The 16,924-nt window shown below is 34.2% G+C and carries 16 protein-coding genes; 8 read left to right on the top strand and 8 right to left on the bottom strand.

What is annotated here, in order from left to right:
* Nucleotides 1-69: 69 nt before the first annotated feature.
* Genes C7J89_RS01085 through C7J89_RS01110 form a run of 6 tightly spaced genes read left to right on the top strand, consistent with a single transcriptional unit; the run spans nt 70 to nt 4,837 of the window.
* Nucleotides 70-618 carry a TetR/AcrR family transcriptional regulator gene (locus tag C7J89_RS01085; protein WP_103295186.1) on the top strand — a complete coding sequence of 183 codons (549 nt, stop codon included), beginning with the start codon at nt 70-72 and terminating at the stop codon, nt 616-618.
* A gap of 11 nt (nt 619-629) precedes the next feature.
* Nucleotides 630-1,331, top strand: a complete 702-nt coding sequence (locus C7J89_RS01090) for an SDR family NAD(P)-dependent oxidoreductase (protein ID WP_103295185.1) — start codon at nt 630-632, stop codon at nt 1,329-1,331.
* A 55-nt stretch (nt 1,332-1,386) separates the two neighbouring features.
* Complete coding sequence (locus C7J89_RS01095; RefSeq protein ID WP_103295184.1) at nt 1,387-2,391, top strand: amidohydrolase family protein; 1,005 nt, start codon at nt 1,387-1,389, stop codon at nt 2,389-2,391.
* A gap of 21 nt (nt 2,392-2,412) precedes the next feature.
* A complete protein-coding gene (locus C7J89_RS01100) occupies nt 2,413-3,246 on the top strand; it encodes an alpha/beta hydrolase (RefSeq protein WP_103295183.1) in 834 nt (277 codons plus the stop codon).
* 12 nt (nt 3,247-3,258) lie between these two features.
* Complete coding sequence (locus C7J89_RS01105) at nt 3,259-3,885, top strand: nuclear transport factor 2 family protein (protein WP_103295182.1); 627 nt, start codon at nt 3,259-3,261, stop codon at nt 3,883-3,885.
* A gap of 16 nt (nt 3,886-3,901) precedes the next feature.
* Complete coding sequence (locus C7J89_RS01110) at nt 3,902-4,837, top strand: amidohydrolase family protein (protein WP_103295181.1); 936 nt, start codon at nt 3,902-3,904, stop codon at nt 4,835-4,837.
* A gap of 181 nt (nt 4,838-5,018) precedes the next feature.
* On the opposite strand, the gene C7J89_RS01115 is transcribed toward C7J89_RS01110, so the two are convergent.
* The 3 genes from C7J89_RS01115 to C7J89_RS01125 all read right to left on the bottom strand — a co-directional run bounded on the left by C7J89_RS01115 (nt 5,019) and on the right by C7J89_RS01125 (nt 8,621).
* Nucleotides 5,019-6,050, bottom strand: a complete 1,032-nt coding sequence (locus tag C7J89_RS01115; protein ID WP_103295180.1) for an NAD-dependent formate dehydrogenase — start codon at nt 6,048-6,050, stop codon at nt 5,019-5,021.
* 42 nt (nt 6,051-6,092) lie between these two features.
* Nucleotides 6,093-7,241 (bottom strand): alcohol dehydrogenase catalytic domain-containing protein, encoded by a 1,149-nt coding sequence (locus C7J89_RS01120; RefSeq protein WP_103295179.1) that lies wholly within the window; start codon nt 7,239-7,241, stop codon nt 6,093-6,095.
* Between the two features lie 99 nt (nt 7,242-7,340).
* Entirely contained in the window at nt 7,341-8,621 is a 1,281-nt protein-coding gene (locus C7J89_RS01125; RefSeq protein WP_233432436.1) for an MFS transporter, read from the bottom strand.
* 350 nt (nt 8,622-8,971) lie between these two features.
* Here C7J89_RS01125 and C7J89_RS01130 point away from each other — a divergent pair, with 350 nt between their 5' ends.
* Nucleotides 8,972-10,021 (top strand): ABC transporter permease, encoded by a 1,050-nt coding sequence (locus tag C7J89_RS01130; protein WP_103295177.1) that lies wholly within the window; start codon nt 8,972-8,974, stop codon nt 10,019-10,021.
* 13 nt (nt 10,022-10,034) lie between these two features.
* Nucleotides 10,035-10,697 (top strand): ABC transporter ATP-binding protein, encoded by a 663-nt coding sequence (locus C7J89_RS01135; protein ID WP_103295176.1) that lies wholly within the window; start codon nt 10,035-10,037, stop codon nt 10,695-10,697.
* A gap of 46 nt (nt 10,698-10,743) precedes the next feature.
* Here the strand turns inward: C7J89_RS01135 and C7J89_RS01140 are convergent, their stop codons facing one another.
* Genes C7J89_RS01140 through C7J89_RS01160 form a run of 5 tightly spaced genes read right to left on the bottom strand, consistent with a single transcriptional unit; the run spans nt 10,744 to nt 16,786 of the window.
* Nucleotides 10,744-11,583, bottom strand: a complete 840-nt coding sequence (locus C7J89_RS01140) for a class II fructose-bisphosphate aldolase (RefSeq protein ID WP_103295175.1) — start codon at nt 11,581-11,583, stop codon at nt 10,744-10,746.
* A gap of 24 nt (nt 11,584-11,607) precedes the next feature.
* The gene (gene iolD / locus C7J89_RS01145; protein ID WP_103295174.1) at nt 11,608-13,521 is read right to left on the bottom strand and encodes a 3D-(3,5/4)-trihydroxycyclohexane-1,2-dione acylhydrolase (decyclizing); all 1,914 of its coding nucleotides are present in this window, start codon (nt 13,519-13,521) and stop codon (nt 11,608-11,610) included.
* Nucleotides 13,521-14,489: a 5-dehydro-2-deoxygluconokinase gene (gene iolC / locus C7J89_RS01150; protein WP_103295173.1), complete on the bottom strand. Its 969-nt coding sequence runs from the start codon at nt 14,487-14,489 to the stop codon at nt 13,521-13,523. The genes iolD and iolC overlap by 1 nt, the downstream gene beginning before the upstream one ends.
* 11 nt (nt 14,490-14,500) lie before the next feature.
* Entirely contained in the window at nt 14,501-15,319 is an 819-nt protein-coding gene (iolB, locus tag C7J89_RS01155) for a 5-deoxy-glucuronate isomerase (protein ID WP_103295172.1), read from the bottom strand.
* A 12-nt stretch (nt 15,320-15,331) separates the two neighbouring features.
* Entirely contained in the window at nt 15,332-16,786 is a 1,455-nt protein-coding gene (locus C7J89_RS01160) for a CoA-acylating methylmalonate-semialdehyde dehydrogenase (protein WP_103295171.1), read from the bottom strand.
* Between the last annotated feature and the right edge of the window lie 138 nt (nt 16,787-16,924).

The raw sequence follows: 16,924 nt of genomic DNA on the forward strand, positions 1-16,924 counted from the left end.
ATAAGTTGCTTTTATAATAAACGGAGAAGTATCCATTTTTCTAATTAATAAAGTGAGGTTGATGCATTAATGAGGAAAGATGCCCTACACAATAAACAAAGTATCGAAAGAAAAGCACACGAATTATTCCAAACTTATGGAGTTGCCCAAGTAAGTATGAATCAAATCGCTAATGCTTTAGGAGTAGGAATTGGTACACTCTATCGCCATTTTGGTGACAAAGGTGCTTTATGTTATCAAATAATCCATACTGATTTCTACTTATTAATTGAAGACATGCAACGCATCGCGCAAGTCGAAGATTCTAATAGAGAAATATTTATTAAGTCAATTGATCTTTTTCTAAATTTCAAGTTGGTCAATCAAGCATTATTAAGTTGTGTTGAAAATACCACAAAAAAATGGAGTTTTAAAGAGTCTGATATTTATCAAACTCTATTTAATTATTATTTACCATTAGTAGGTAATGACTTAGATGAAATGTTAGCTAAATTCAAAGTAGACGCTTTGTTAAATACTTTGTCTACGCAAAATTATGAGTTCCAACTCGATAGTCGCGGTTTAACAAATAAACAAATACGTGATCAAATTGTCGCAACATTTTACGATCACAACTAGGAGGAATAAATATGAAAATTACATTAATAACAGGTGGTAACAAAGGGTTAGGTTTTGAAACAGCACGCGCCTTAAAGGAGCAAGGACATAAAGTATACATTGGTTCACGTAATGCGCAACGTGGTCAACAAGCTGCACAACAACTTGGCGTAAATTATGTTGTATTAGATGTTACAGATGATGATTCCGTGAATAACGCCGTTGCTACAATTGAACAACAAGAAGGACGTTTGGATGTATTAATTAATAATGCTGGTATTTCCGGTGGTTTTACAAAGCCTCGCGATATTACGGCTACCGATATGGAACAAGTTTATAACACCAATGTATTTGGCTTAGTCCGCGTGACAAATCATTTCATACCCTTACTCGAAAATTCTGAACAACCTATTATCGTCAATGTGAGTAGCGGTTTAGGTTCATTTGGCATGGTGAATGACAATAGTAAGGCAGAATCAAAAGTAAACTCACTTGCTTATTGCTCATCTAAATCTGCAGTGACAATGTTAACTGTTCAATATGCGAAAGATTTAACACATATGCAAGTTAACGCTGCAGACCCAGGATCAACAAATACTGATTTAGTCGGAGATGCAAGTAACAATGCTAAGCCAGCAACTGAGGGTATCAAGCCTATAGTCAAACTAGCTACCATCGATAAAGATGGTCCAACCGGTACATTTATTGATGGCGATGGCCCAATGCCTTGGTAATAATATTTTGTAGAGCTTAACGATATTTTTTTAAAACTAATGGAGGCATTAAATTATGAATAGTATTACTTTTGAAGAGCATTTTGTATTAAAAGAAGTTCAACAACAGATGGGTGATGCACTTAAACCATCACCAAATGGCGTACCATTAAATGCTATGTTGGAAGCTTTAGAAAAAGAGACTGGATTTTCAAATGAAGACGAAATAACTAACCATGACCAACGTATAAAATTTATGGATGAACAAGATGTACAAATGCAAGTTTTATCATATGGTAATGGCTCACCATCACTGCTAAAAGGAGAAAAAGCAATCGAGTTATGCCAATATACGAATGACCGTTTAAAACAATATATCGACGAGCATTCAGACCGCTTCCTCGGCTTTGCAACATTACCTATTAATGAGCCTGAAGCAGCAGCGACTGAATTAAAACGTTGTATTAACGAGCTTGGATTTAAAGGCGCACTTATTTTCGGTCGCCCAAATGGTAAATTTTTAGATAATCCAGAGTTCGATGTTATTTTTGAAACAGCAGAACAACTCGACGTACCTATTTATCTACACCCTGCTCCAATTAGTGATGAAGCTTATCAAGCTTATTATCAAAGTGATAATTATTCAGACGCCACTGCCGCAACTTTTGCTAGCTTTGGTTATGGTTGGCACATCGATGTTGGTATTCATGCAATGCGTTTAGTATTAAGTGGCCTCTTCGATCGACACCCTAATTTATCAATGATAATTGGGCATTGGGGTGAATTCACACCATTTTTCTATGAACGAATGGACGATATTATACATGCACCACACCTAGATCATGACCCAAGTTATTATTTTAAAACTAATTTTTATATCACTCCTAGTGGCATGTTGACGAAACCGCAATTCGATATGGTGAAAAACGCAGTTGGTATAGATCATATCTTATACTCTGCAGACTATCCTTATGTAAAACCAGAAAACTTGGGGACATTTTTAGCTGAATTAGGATTAACTTCTGAAGAACAGGATAAAGTTAATTATAAAAACGCACAAAAATTATTGAAGCTTAAGTAATATTAAAATGGAGGATTCAATATGAATACAATAGATTTACCAGGCGCTAAACTACGCTATTATCAAGTCGGTCAAGGTCCTATCCTTATTCTTATACCAGGTGCAAATGGTACGGGGGATATCTTTTTACCACTTGCTGAACGTTTAAAAGAGCACTTTACAGTCGTTGCGATTGATAGAAGAGATTATGGTAATAGCGAATTAACGCAATCTTTACCTGAAGAAGCAAGTAATCCTAATAGTGAATATCGTGTTAAAAGAGATGCGCATGATGTGGCAGCACTTGCACAACAATTAAGCGAAGAACCTGTTTATGTGTTGGGTTCAAGTTCAGGGGCAATCGTCGCTATGCATGTGTTAAAAGAACACCCAGAAGTCGTTAAGGAAATTGCTTTCCATGAGCCACCTATTAATACCTTTTTACCTGACAGCGACTATTGGAAAGAAAAAAATGATGAAATTGTTAAAATAGCTTTAAACGAAGGTTTGCAACAAGCGATGCAAGTGTTTGGCAAGACGCTCAACATTGCACCTTTAGATGCTAAGAGTATGTCACAACCTGTATCAGAAAACGACGAAGACCAAAAAGCTCAATATGAACGTATGATGTTTTGGGTCGAATACGAAATCAGACAATATACTCACTCAAATATTACAATAGCTGATTTAGCACACTATAAAGATAAGGTAGTGCTGTTCAATGGTACTGATTCAAAAGGCTCATTCCCTCAGGACGTAAACTTTTATATCAATGAACAAACAGATATTAAACTTTTAGACATCCCTGGAGGCCATCTTGGCTACGTACAAAAACCAGATGGTTTTGCAGAAGTACTATTAAATACATGGAAGTAGAGAGGTCGTATTATGCTTTTTGAACGGAATAACGCTTATACAACCGACAGTTTATTGGCTAAAGCAGATATTCAAGAATTAATAACTTTTGAGCGTTTTAGTCGAGATAATAGTTTATGGGATAGTATGCGAACGTGTTTTGCAGACGATGCTCATATTAATATTTCATGGTTTAGTGGCAGCGGAGAAGAATTTGTCGAGTCTTCTAAGGCTATGAATCGTTATGCCCCACATCAAATTTATAATTCACAGATTTGGATTAACAATGAGCGTGCAATTGCAATTATGCAAGTAACGATTCAAACGAGACTTTCGATAAATGATGTGCAAATGCAACTTAACTCAGATGCTAAAATCATTTATTGTTTAACCAAGATAGAAAATACATGGTATATACATCATATGGAATGTGTATATGAAAAAGACAGTCTTACACCTGTATTTCCATCAAGCATGACGCTTGAACAACAAGATTTTAAGTCATATCGTTCTAGCTATGCTTGTCTATCCTATTGTCTCAACTACTTAGGATATGAGGTTAATCATGATTTACAAGGTATTGATAGACCAGATGCACTGAACACATTTTACCAACATTTAGATCATTGGTTAACCTATCGTTCAGATTCACTTAAATAGAAAGAAGTTGGTTATTTTGAATAAAATAGATATGCACTCCCACTATATTTCACCAGGTTTCGCACAATTTTTAGATGATTACTTTGATGGTCAAGGTGATGGTGTCCCTACACCACATTTTTCAATAGATAATTATTTATCGTTAATGCAAGAAGCAGACATAGATTATGGGGTATTGTCGATTTCTAGCCCTCATTTAAGCGCGGCTCCAGACGAAGAAATGCTTAAATTAACTGAAGAAGTTAATGACTATGGTGCTAATCTAACAAAAAGTTACAAAGATAAAATAGGCTTTTTCGCTTCACTTCCTCTGCCTTTAGTGGAAGAAAGTGTTAGAGCTATTGATTATGCTCTAGATGTGCAAAATGCCCATGGTTTTACGTTACCAACTAACGCTCGAGGTATTTATTTAGGCGATCAACGCTTAGACGATATTTTAGCAAAATTAAATGAGCGTCATGCCTTAGTAGCTATTCATCCAAATGAACCTAAACCTATTAACGACGACATTAAAGCAGAAATTTTAACGCCTTTAATGGAATTCTTTTTTGACACTACACGTACGATTATCTTTATGAATCAAAATAATGTCTTCAGTCGTTATCCAAATATTAAGTGGATTGTTCCTCATAGTGGTGCATTATTGCCTATCATTGTTCAACGAGTTGATATGGGTAATAAAATGTTTGATGTTGAAAATCAACCGGATGATTTAGAGCAAACGATGCAATCACTATATTTCGATTTAGCTGGTAAAGTTCTACCACATCAACTACCTACACTGTTAACTATGGTAGACGAAAATAAAATTGTCTATGGTGCAGACGCACCTTATACAACAGATAACGTTGTTAAGTTACTAAACGATGAATTAGAAAGCTCATCACTATTAACAGACGAACAGCGACAAAAATTATTTTATGATAATGCACAAAATCTCATATCAAATTAAAATTAGAGCGGCACAGAAACCTTATCTTTATAAGAAAGTTTTGTAGTCCCACCCCGGCAAGGATGACTAGAGTTGAAAGCAACTTGATACAAGCGCATATTCAACTCAGTTATCTACTGTCATTAAAAACGAGAGTCTGAAGACATTGCTGTCCCAGACTCTCATTTTTCGTTAACAATAATTATTTTGACTTGTAGCTATTATTTCTAATATCTCCACTTGCAACAATTACATCTTTATCACCAAATGCTTCGTTATTTATAAAGTTATGCAATAATTTTTTGACGCCCTGTTCTATTCGAGCTTGTGACTCTAAAGTCATACCTGAGTAATGAATTGTCATTGCATTAAGTGGCATCGTTCTCCATGGATGATCATCGGGTGCAGGTTGTGGATACCAAACGTCGCCTCCATATCCTTGAATATGCCCATCTTCTAGTAACTTAACGATATCATCTTTATTAACGATTTTACCACGCGCAGTATTTACTACGTAACTTCCTTTTTTCATACGGCTTAATACATCATAATTAAATAAATCATCTGTTTCCGGCGTTAACGGTGATAATATAACTAAGACATCGCTAGTAGCTACTAAATCATCAAAATCGGTATAAATTGAGTATGGTGTATCTTCTTGACTAGAACGTCTGTAATGTTTAACTTCAACATTAAAAGGTTGCAATCTTTGTGCTACTAATTCACCTATTTGACCATAGCCAAAAATACCTACTTGCTTTCCTTGTAATTCGTATGCGTTATTACCTACCGCTGATAAATTCCATTCACCATCTCTAGATTGTCTATGACCCTCTTCATAATTACGTAATAAAATCAAAATATCCATTACTGTATGCTCAGCTACACTAATTGTGTTACATCCTGTCACTTCGACTACTGTAATGTCATTTGCACTTGCTGCTTCTAAATCTACATGGTCCGATCCAACACCAGCCGTTATAGCTAATTTTAATTTAGACGCTTTATTGATACGTTTAGCATCCATGTATGCTGGTAAGAATGGTGCACTAATAACAACGTCCATATCCTCTATGTGTTGATCTATATCTTGATCATTATTTACTACAATAAATTCGATATCTTCATCATATTTTTCCAAATAAGCTTTTAGATCTAGCGCATGACTGTCGTCTAATAATTGATTACTATTTGCTTCATTTGTAGCTTCTGGAAACAACGCTACAATTTTCATAATTTTCACGACCTTTTTAATTTTAATAATTAATTCAATCGATTAAGGTTTTAATACAACTTTAATATTATTATCTTTTTTCTGATCAAAAATATCATAAGCTTCTGAAGCTTTATCTAAAGGCATGTTATGGGTAATAATATCTGTTGGATTAAAGACATTATCACGTATCATGTCATATAACTTAGGCATTAAATGAATAACTGGTGCTTGACCTGTTTTCATTTCTACGTCACGGTTAAATATTAAATTCAACGGAAAATTATCTGCCGGAGAAGCGTATACTCCTGTTAATTGAATAGTGCCGAATTTTCTTACTGCTTCTGCCGCGGTATCGATAGGACTGATTGTCCCACGTTGCGCAGAGTCAGCACCCAATTGTTGTTCAGAAGCTTTGACTTGGCCATCCATGCCAACGCAATCAATGACTACATCCGCCCCTCCTTGTGTCTCTTCACGCAATAATTTTCCTATCTCCTGTTCTTTGCTAAAATTGTAAACTTCAACTTGATTGTATTGTTTTGCGTGTTCTAATCTATGGTCAACATTATCAACACCAATCACACGCTTAGCCCCTTTTAACTTGGCAAATTTTTGCGCCATTAATCCAATAGGGCCACATCCTAAAACAATAACAGTGTCTCCTTTTTTCACCCCAGAATGTTCTACACTCCAGTATGCAGTTGGAACTACATCAGATAAAAATAAAACTTGTTCGTCCTTCATGTCGCTATCCGGAACAACAAATGAAGAAAAATCTGCATAAGGGACTCTTAAATATTCTGCTTGGCCACCCCAATGATTCCCATGCATGTTACCAAAACCAAATAAGCCCCCATTATCCATTTTCCAATTAATTGGATCTTGATTTGAATTATCACATTGAGACTCCATCTCGTTCTGACAATAGTAACACTCGCCACAACCAATATTGAAAGGGATAACTACTCTATCACCTTTTTTTAATTTTTTAACATCTTTACCAACCTCTTCGACGATTCCCATTGGTTCGTGACCAATAACAAATCCTGGATCCATCATTAAGTCACCTTGATGATATAAATGTAAATCTGAGCCACAAATACCTGTTGCAGTTATTTTAATTATGGCATCTGTCGTTTCTTCTATTTTAGGATCCTCAACTTGTCTAACTTCCATTTGCTTTTGTCCTTGAAAAGTTACAGCTTTCATAAAAATTTCCCCCTCGAATGAATGATTTAACACGGTACACTTCTACCGACATGATAGATTTAATGTGAGCTATTAAAATTATTTAAAAAGTTATCAATATTATTCATTAGAACTTACATTAGGTTTTGATCCCTTGAGTGGCTTATTTGAAGTTGCTTTGAAATAAATACTAAATACAATAAAACCTATTATATTTACTATCATCAAATAAAAAGCAGGGTTTAACTGTCCACTTTTTAAGTTACTCAATAGTGATAAAATGAAAGGAGTTAAACCGCCAAAAATAGCCGTTCCAATATTATAAATAATCGATAAAAATTTCATACGCACATTTGTATGAGTAATTGCGGGTAACGTAGAAGGCATAACGCCGTTAAATACAGATAACATAATTGCAAAAATCATTATGCCAATGAAAACTATAAATATATGATTATTACCATTCATTAATAGAAATGCAGGAATTGAAAAACATACAAAGCTACCTAATCCAACTAGGATAACGCTCTTGTTGTTAAATTTATCGCTTAATAAACCGAAGCTAAAAATAAATGGCAACATGAGTATTAAGGCTATTGCGTTAAGTACTGTAGAAAATTGTGGTGCTAAACCTACATTTGTTTTTAAAAATGAGGGCAAGTAAGTCAAAAACATATAATTATTAACATTTAAAAATATTACCGCAACAGTCATAATGATTGCTTCTTTTTTATAATTTTTGAAAGCTGTTAATAAATGATTTTGTGCTTCTTCTGTTCTATTCTTAAATGAAGGTGTTTCATCTAATCTATAGCGTAAATAAACAACTATAATGCCAAAAGGTGCCGCCAATAAAAATGGCAACCGCCAACCCCAAGTATTAATTTGTTGCGCTGAAAGACTATACAATAACGTTGCAACAATAATTGCAGCTAGTGCATTACCTATCATCGTACCCATTTCTAAAACACTTGTTAAACGACCTCTTTTATTGTCTGGACTACTTTCAACAATGTATGTCATGGCACCACTATACTCACCGCCTGTTGAAAAAGATTGCAACATTCTAACGAGTAAGAGTAAGACAGGAGCGAGCACACCAATTTGTGACGAGGTTGGTAAAATACCTAACGCCAAGGTTGAAGAGGCCATTATAGTGATTGTAGTCGTTAGAACTACCTTTCTACCATACCGATCACCGATATAACCAAAAAAGATGGCGCCTATCGGTCGTACTAAAAACGCAATTGCAAATGTTCCAAAAGTAAATAGTAATTGGTTTTTATCCGCAACATTACCAAAGAAATTTTTGCTAATATATACTGCAAGTTGTGCGTATAATGCAAAATCAAACCACTCTATTGCATTTCCCATCGATGTAACGATAACTTTTTTTCTCACGTCAGAGCTCTTAATTAAATTATGAGCCTGAGCCATATCCACACTCCTTTCTCAATATTTTAATAACTATTACTTAAAAATTACCGTGTTTATCATAGGTGTTAATTTGTTATAGCCATTTAATGATTAACAAAACTATGTGTTGCAAGATATTTATTTTGTTAATTTATGTTCCTTCAAACTTTTTTAACATTTACATGTGTTTTTTGTTATGTTCCGACAATAGAATATATCTTTTTGCAGCTTATAAATGCTAAAATATAATTCAAGTTCACTTCAAAATTACTAATTATTATGTAATAAACATATATTAGTTAAAATAAATTTTGATCATTACAAGGGGGGTTCTCATGTTTCTAGCATGGAATGAAATAAAGCGAAATAAATTAAAGTTCAGCCTAATTATCGGCGTGCTAATCATGATTAGTTATTTGCTTTTTTTACTATCTGGATTAGCAAATGGGTTGATTAACATGAATAGAGAAGGTATAGATAAGTGGCATGCCGACGCTATTATACTTAAGAAAGACGCCAATCAAACCGTCGAACAGTCTAATTTTAAGTTAGATAAAGCACCAAAAGACTATAAACAACAAGCTTCACTGAAACAAAGTGGTGTAATTGTTTCCAATAGCAAGCACGAAGAAAATGCATTACTATTTGGTGTGACAAAGGATTCATTTTTAATGCCAAAATTGATAGCAGGACATAATTTCAAGAAAGATAATCAGGTTGTAGCAGATGAAACATTAAAAGAGAAAGGCTTCCATCTTGGAGACAAACTGTCATTGTCACAATCTGACGAAAAGTTAAAAATTGTAGGTTTTAGTAGCAGTGCAAAATACAATGCCTCTCCAGTACTTTTCACAAATAATGCAACGATTGCTAAAGTAAATCCCATGTTGTCTAAAGACAAAACAAATGCAGTAGTAGTAAAAGATAAGCATTGGAATCAGCATTCATTAGATAATAAGTTAGAAGCCGTTGATATTAACAAATTTGTAGAAAATTTACCCGGCTATAAAGCCCAAAATCTAACATTAAACTTTATGATTTCATTTTTATTTATTATTTCAGCAACAGTTATCGGTATCTTTTTATATGTTATGACCTTACAAAAAATTAATCTTTTCGGCGTCTTAAAGGCACAAGGTTTTACAAATGGTTATTTAGCCAAAGTCGTGTTATCACAAACCTTTATATTATCTCTAATCGGTACAGTTATCGGCTTAGCATTAACGTTATTAACGAGTCTATTTTTACCAAGTGCGGTGCCGGTAGTATTTAATTATGCAACGTTACTTATTTTTGGAGTAGTTTTAATCATAATTTCAATGTTGGGCAGTCTATTTTCCGTCTTAACCATTAGAAAGATCGACCCATTACAAGCAATCGGCTAGAGAGGTGAAGTAAATGTTAACTTTTAAAAATGTGACTAAAGATTTTAAAGATGGCAATCACATTATAGAAGCAGTGAAGCAAACAAATTTAACGTTTGATAAAGGACAATTGGTAGCAATTGTAGGCCCTTCAGGTTCGGGTAAAAGTACGTTTTTAACGATAGCAGGCGCACTACAAACACCGACATCAGGTGAAGTTTATATCAATGATACAGCCTTATCTACGATGAAACAAAAGCAACTCGCGCAGACACGTATGAGCGAAATTGGCTTTATATTACAAGCAACAAATTTAGTTCCATTCTTAACCGTGAAACAGCAATTTAAGTTATTAAAAAAACGTAAAAAAGATGTCATGTCCGACCAAGCATTGCAAGAATTATTAGCACAATTAGGCTTATCTGATATTCAAAACAAATTACCTAGCGCCATTTCAGGTGGCCAAAAACAACGTGTTGCGATTGCTAAAGCACTTTATACTAACCCATCAATCATCTTAGCAGATGAACCAACCGCTTCACTTGATACCGAAAACGCAATGGAAGTTATGAAAATCTTACAAGAACAAACAAAGAAACGCGATAAAACATGTATTATCGTTACACATGACGAACGCCTCACAACTTACTGCGATAAGGTATATCATATGAAAGATGGCAATTTAGCGTTAACATAATAAAAAATGCCCTACAAATCATTTATTTTGTAGGGCATTTTTTATTTTAAGCTTGGTTATTACTATTACATTTTTTTATTATTTCACTAACTTTATTTTTTATTGCTTGTGTACTCGGCTTTATAATTTCTTGAGGACTATATACAAGAGGATTATCTATCAAATAATCCCTTAAAGTTCGACTCCAAGCCATATTAATTTCTGTATTAAAATTAATTTTAGCGTGGCCATAACTAATAGCTTTAGTTACGTCTTCATCTGATAGTCCTGAAGCACCATGTAACACTAAAGGAATATTTAGCATCTTATTAATTTGCTTCATTCGATCAAAGTCCAAATCCGGTTCTCCTTTATATTCACCGTGTACAGAACCCAAGGCCGGAGCTAATGTATCAATACCGCTCTCATATACTAATTGTTTACAATCTTCTATGCTTGCGTATTTTAAATCATTAGTTAATCCATCTTCAGTGCCTCCAACGGCACCTACTTCTCCTTCAACATAAACTTTATTACGTTGCGCATAATTTACTACTTGTCTCGTTAATTCAACATTTTCATCAATTGGCAACTTTGACCCATCATACATTACTGAATCATAGCCAGCATCAATAGCTTTATGGCAGCCTTCCACACTCAAACCATGATCTAAATGTAATATCACTGGTACAGATATATTCATAGCTTTCACTTTTTTCTTGATTACGTATGCTATAAAATCATAACCACCTAAAAATGAAATGTTTTTATCTGTTGTACCTAATATTATTGGAGATTGTTGCTCTTCAGCCGCCGCTAAGACACCCTCAATCCAAACAAGCCCGTTAATATTTATTTGTGGAATTGCATAGCGTTTTTTAAATGCCTCTAAAATATATTTCTTCATATAACATTAACCTCCACTTAAAAATTAATAGCGTTTAGCATTTAAAAGATGTTGGTCAATGCTTTCACGAGCTTTATTTACGCTATTTTTATCAGAGTCTTGCGATACTCCTACATGCCAAAACGAAGAATAGTCACCAGTCATAGTTTTTGGTAAAACTTTTATATCAATTAATGTAGATTGTTTACTATTTTTGGCAGCTGATAAAGCATTTTTTAAATCCTCAGCTGATTTTACTTTGAATGTATTCGCACCATAGCCTTCTGCCACTTTAGCATAATCAATATTCATGACATTTCCTTCATTATCCAGTAACTCTGTGCAAAAACTGTCACTGCCATTGCCCATTTGTAAATTATTAATACATCCATAACCACTATTATCAAAAAGTAAGATATTGATTTTATAGTTGTACTGTAATGCTGTGAGCAATTCAGTATGTAACATTAGAAAACTACCATCACCAACTAATGCATATACCTCTTTATTTTGTTCTGCTATTTTTGCACCTAATGCCCCTGCAATTTCATAACCCATGGTTGAATAACCATATTCCATGTTATACGTATTAAAACCTGTTGATTGCCATAATCGCTCTAAATCACCAGGTAAAGAACCTGCAGCTGCTACAACAATTGCATCATCATCTATCAAGTTGTTAATTTCTATTAGTGCGTTAGTTTGAGGTAATGAAGTTGATAAGGATTGTCTATATTCATTAAGATGTTCAGCATCAAAATGTTCTGCTATTTCGGGTGTATAATTTTCAGACTCGCTATCAATTTTTTCTAATCTTAATCGTTCTGCATGCCATTCTTGTTGTAAGTTTTTTAATTTATCTGAAAACTCAAAACGAACTGAAGCTAATGCTTTATTTAAAATGCTTATACTTTCTCTAGCATCCCCTATAACTTGTAAGGCATCCATTTTATAAGCATCCACTCTGTTTACATTCAAGTTGATGAATTTTGTTGACTTAAACTCAAATGCTGTTTTAGAACTAGTAGTAAAATCAGAATAACGCGTACCAACACCGATAATTACATCAGCAATTTTGGCATATTCATTAGCAACACTATTTCCAGTTACACCTAGACCACCTAAATTGTAAGATTCTGTTGATAAAATAGTAGATTTTCCTGCCTGTGTTTCCACCATTGGTATTCCAGTATTCTTTAAAAATTCTTTTACTTCATTTTGTGCTTCAGAATATTTAGCTCCTCCACCAACAATAACTAACGGGTTTTTAGAATTTTTTATAATATCAATTGCCTCATCGATGGCTCTTGTTGGAGGCGTAACTCTATCTACATAGTGAAGTCTTTTTTCAAAGAATTCTTTTGGAAAATCATAACTTTCACCTTGTACATCTTGACTTAATGCAATCGTAGCAGGGCCAGCAGTCGCTGGATTAGTCATAACTTCAAATGCTCTTATTAGTGCAGACATAATTTGTTCGGGTCTAGTGATTCTATCAAAATACCTTGAAACTGGTTTCAAAGCATCATTAGTTGTAATGCCAATGCTTTGTTGTTGTTCAATTTGTTGCAACACTGGATCTGGTTGACGTGTGGCAAAAGTATCACCTGGTAGTAAAAGAACTGGTATATGATTTGCTAAAGCTGTTCCTGCTGCTGTAACTAAATTGGCAGAACCAGGGCCCACTGATGATGTAACTGCATATATTTTTTGTCTCAGATTTTGTTTGCTATATGAAATTGCGACATGCGTCATACCTTGTTCATTTTTACCCTGAAGTATTTTAAAGTCATCTTGATATTTAGACATTGCTTCACCAAGTCCTAACACATTACCATGACCAAATATATTCATAATGCCATCAACAAATCTTTGTTCTTTACCATCTATTACAATATACTGTTGTTTTAAAAATTTAATTATTGCTTCACCCGTAGTGATACGAATTGTATCAGTCATTACATCACCTCATTTGATTGAGAAGCTATCAATGCTTCTATATCATTTACTGTTGGCATAGCTTCAGATGAACTATGACTACTTACAACAATTGCGGCCGATGCTGCACCATATTGTAATGCAGTTGGGATATCACGGTTTTGTGATAACGCATAAAGGAAGGCTGCAGCATATGAGTCTCCAGCGCCAAATGTTTTAATTACTTTAGCCTTGAATGCTTGCCCCTCAAATACTTCGCCTGATTGCGTATATGCGTGTGAGCCTTGCACACCACGTTTAATAACAACTAGTTCAGCTGAATATTTAAGTAGCTCATTAGCTATATCGACATCTTCCAATGCTTGATAATGCATAATCATATCAAATTCGTCTCTAGTTCCGATGACAATATCTGCTTGTTCAGCCACTAATTGATAATAAATTGATGTTTCTTCTTCGTTTTTCCAAGAATATGGACGATAGTCTAACTCAAATACAACCTTAACTTGGTTGGCTTTAGCAATTTGTAATGCTTTTAATATCGCTTCTCTTGAGGGAGATTTAGCCAACGCTGTACCTGATATTAATAAATATTTACTGTCTTTTATATAGTCAGCAGAAACATTTTCAGGTTTTAAATTCAAGTCGGCTACACTGTCTCGATACATCAAAATATTTGATTCGCTTGGGCTCTTTATTTCTGTAAATGTAAGTCCAATTTTATGACCTTCTTGATCTATTGTTACTTGAGAAGTATCAACACCAGTTTGTTCTAAATAATTAGTAGCAAAGCGTCCATGTTGGTCATCAGAAACATTAGCAATTATACCTACATTCAAACCTAACTTTGCTGCACCTATACTTATATTTACTGGAGAGCCGCCCACATATTTTCTAAAAGTTGCTGTTTCTTCCATAGGTCTGTTAATTTCTACTGAATTTAAATCAATGGCTATTCTACCAATTGCCACAATATCTTTTTTCGTCATGTCCTGTCATCTCACTTTCTATTAAGTATCCACTCATGATCTTTATCGTTATTAAATTTCCATGTCTTTTTTGGACCAGCCATAATATTTAAATAATAAGCATCATATCCATCAGGTACACCTACTGGATGGTAACCTCTTGGTACAACGACGGCGTCTTGATTTTCAACAGCCATTGTTTCATCAAGAGAACGGTCATCAGTATAAACTCGTTGAAAAACAAATCCTTGTTTAGGATTAATTTCATGATAATAAGTTTCTTCAAGTAAAGATTCTTCAGGGAGGTTGTCTTGATCATGTTTATGTGGCGGATAACTAGACCAATTTGCCTGATTTGTATAAACCTCAACAACTAATAAATTTTCACTCGCTTTGTGTGTATCAGGTAAAATATTATGAACATGACGTTGATTATTATATTGACCTCTGTCCTCTACAGAGTTATCTTCAGATTTAATCAATTCAGAAGGTCTTTGTTCATTACAAGGTGCAAAGCAGCAAATTATTTTGATATCGCTTGTGGCTTCTATTTGAACGTGCTTATCTCTCGAAATATATACGCTATCAGTAGGTATACGATCAAAAACAGACTTACGTTGACCTATATTTGAAAATGTTTCTTCTCTATCAGATACATTTGCCGTTCCACTCAACATAACTACGCATAATTCGAGTTCTTTAGTTTCAATAGTGTAGGTATAACCTTTACTAATTTCTACTACGGAAAACCCTATATAATTCAAATCTAATTCAGCCGAACTATAATTATGAACAATAGACACACCTTCAGAAACTTTATTATTTTTAGCTTTTTTTAATAACGTTGACATAAATATCTCTCCTTAAAATTTAGACGTATCATGTCTTGCTGTTACAACTTTTCTATGAGTATAAAATTCGATACTATCTTTACCGTTACAATGTAATGATCCGTAGAATGAAGACTTCCATCCAGAGAATGGGAATATAGCCATTGGTGCTGGAACACCTAAATTAATACCTAACATACCTGCATCAATTGTTTCTCTAAAGTAACGAACAGCTGATGCACTATCAGTGAATAAGCATGCACCATTAGCAAATTCTGATTTATTAGCTAGTTGCACCCCTTCTTTTAAGCCACTAACTTTAACTAAAGATAATACCGGTGCAAATATTTCATCTTGCCAAAGTTTCATATCTGTTGTGACATTTTCAAAGATAGTTGGTTTAACGAAATAACCTTCCTCTAAGTTATCTTCACGCCCATCTAATACTAGGTCTGCACCTTCTTCGATACCTTTATTAACATAATCAATTGTACGTTCTTTATTTTCTTCACGAATTACAGGTCCTAAAAATACGTTATCTTCAAGGCCATTACCAATGACAATTTCTTTACTAGCCTGTACTAATTTTTCTTTAAAGGTATCGTAAACACCTTCTTCTACTGCTACAACGGCAGCTGCCATACATCTTTCACCTGCTGAACCAAATGCTGCTCCAATAATGTCTTTAACAGCTTGATCTAAGTTAGCGTCATTTAATACGATTGTATGGTTTTTAGCGCCTGTTAAACATTGGGCACGTTTTAAATTATCTGTAGCTTTTTTATATACGTATGCCCCCACTGGTTTAGAGCCAACAAAAGAAACACCCTTGATATGTTCATTTTCGCAAATTCCATTCACTACATCGTGTGCACCGTGAACGACATTAAATACACCTTTAGGTAAGCCAGCTTCTTCTAATAAATCAACTAATTTATTTACAAGTAATGGCGTTTTTTCTGAAGGTTTAATAATAAATGTATTACCCATTGCAATGGCCATTGGGAACATCCAACAAGGCACCATCATAGGGAAGTTAAATGGAGTAATACCACCTATTACACCAATTGGATATCTATAGTTTGTTCCTTCGATATTTGTTGCTATACTTGATAAAGAGTCACCCATCATTAGCGAAGGTGCTCCGCATGCAAATTCAACATTTTCGATACCTCTTTGAACTTCACCTAAAGCTTCAGTAAGGTTTTTACCATTCTCCTTAGTAATAATTTCAGCTAGAGTGTTTTTATTTTCGATGAGTAATTGTTGGAATTTAAATAAAATACGTGCTCTTTTAGGAACAGGCACTTCTTTCCATTGTTCAAAACTTTGTTGTGCCACTTCCGCAGCGTAATCCAACTCTTCTCTTGTAGATACTGGAACTTTTGCAATTAGTTCTTTTGTTGCGGGGTTGAAAACATCAATCTCTTCCTTAGCTTTTGATTCTATCCATGAACCATTGATATAATTTTTTAACGTATTTACCATAAAAAATGCCTCCTCCGATTTTTAAGTAATCGCTTACATAAGAAAATAAAAAATAAATTGATGAACTTTTGATTACTTGTTGGTATAATGTTAATTAAATACGGGAGATTTGTCAAATATCATATAGCAAATTTTATT

It is taken from the genome of Staphylococcus kloosii (assembly GCF_003019255.1).
GTDB lineage: Bacteria > Bacillota > Bacilli > Staphylococcales > Staphylococcaceae > Staphylococcus > Staphylococcus kloosii.

Excerpts from the sequence above, each read along its gene's own strand:
- C7J89_RS01085 (WP_103295186.1), top strand. The coding sequence starts at position 70 with ATGAGGAAAGATGCCCTACACAATAAACAAAGTATCGAAAGAAAAGCA.
- C7J89_RS01090 (WP_103295185.1), top strand. The coding sequence starts at position 630 with ATGAAAATTACATTAATAACAGGTGGTAACAAAGGGTTAGGTTTTGAA.
- C7J89_RS01095 (WP_103295184.1), top strand. The coding sequence starts at position 1,387 with ATGAATAGTATTACTTTTGAAGAGCATTTTGTATTAAAAGAAGTTCAA.
- C7J89_RS01100 (WP_103295183.1), top strand. The coding sequence starts at position 2,413 with ATGAATACAATAGATTTACCAGGCGCTAAACTACGCTATTATCAAGTC.
- C7J89_RS01105 (WP_103295182.1), top strand. The coding sequence starts at position 3,259 with ATGCTTTTTGAACGGAATAACGCTTATACAACCGACAGTTTATTGGCT.
- C7J89_RS01115 (WP_103295180.1), bottom strand. The coding sequence starts at position 6,050 with ATGAAAATTGTAGCGTTGTTTCCAGAAGCTACAAATGAAGCAAATAGT.
- C7J89_RS01120 (WP_103295179.1), bottom strand. The coding sequence starts at position 7,241 with ATGAAAGCTGTAACTTTTCAAGGACAAAAGCAAATGGAAGTTAGACAA.
- C7J89_RS01130 (WP_103295177.1), top strand. The coding sequence starts at position 8,972 with ATGTTTCTAGCATGGAATGAAATAAAGCGAAATAAATTAAAGTTCAGC.
- C7J89_RS01135 (WP_103295176.1), top strand. The coding sequence starts at position 10,035 with ATGTTAACTTTTAAAAATGTGACTAAAGATTTTAAAGATGGCAATCAC.
- C7J89_RS01140 (WP_103295175.1), bottom strand. The coding sequence starts at position 11,583 with ATGAAGAAATATATTTTAGAGGCATTTAAAAAACGCTATGCAATTCCA.
- iolD (WP_103295174.1), bottom strand. The coding sequence starts at position 13,521 with ATGACTGATACAATTCGTATCACTACGGGTGAAGCAATAATTAAATTT.
- iolC (WP_103295173.1), bottom strand. The coding sequence starts at position 14,489 with ATGACGAAAAAAGATATTGTGGCAATTGGTAGAATAGCCATTGATTTA.
- iolB (WP_103295172.1), bottom strand. The coding sequence starts at position 15,319 with ATGTCAACGTTATTAAAAAAAGCTAAAAATAATAAAGTTTCTGAAGGT.
- C7J89_RS01160 (WP_103295171.1), bottom strand. The coding sequence starts at position 16,786 with ATGGTAAATACGTTAAAAAATTATATCAATGGTTCATGGATAGAATCA.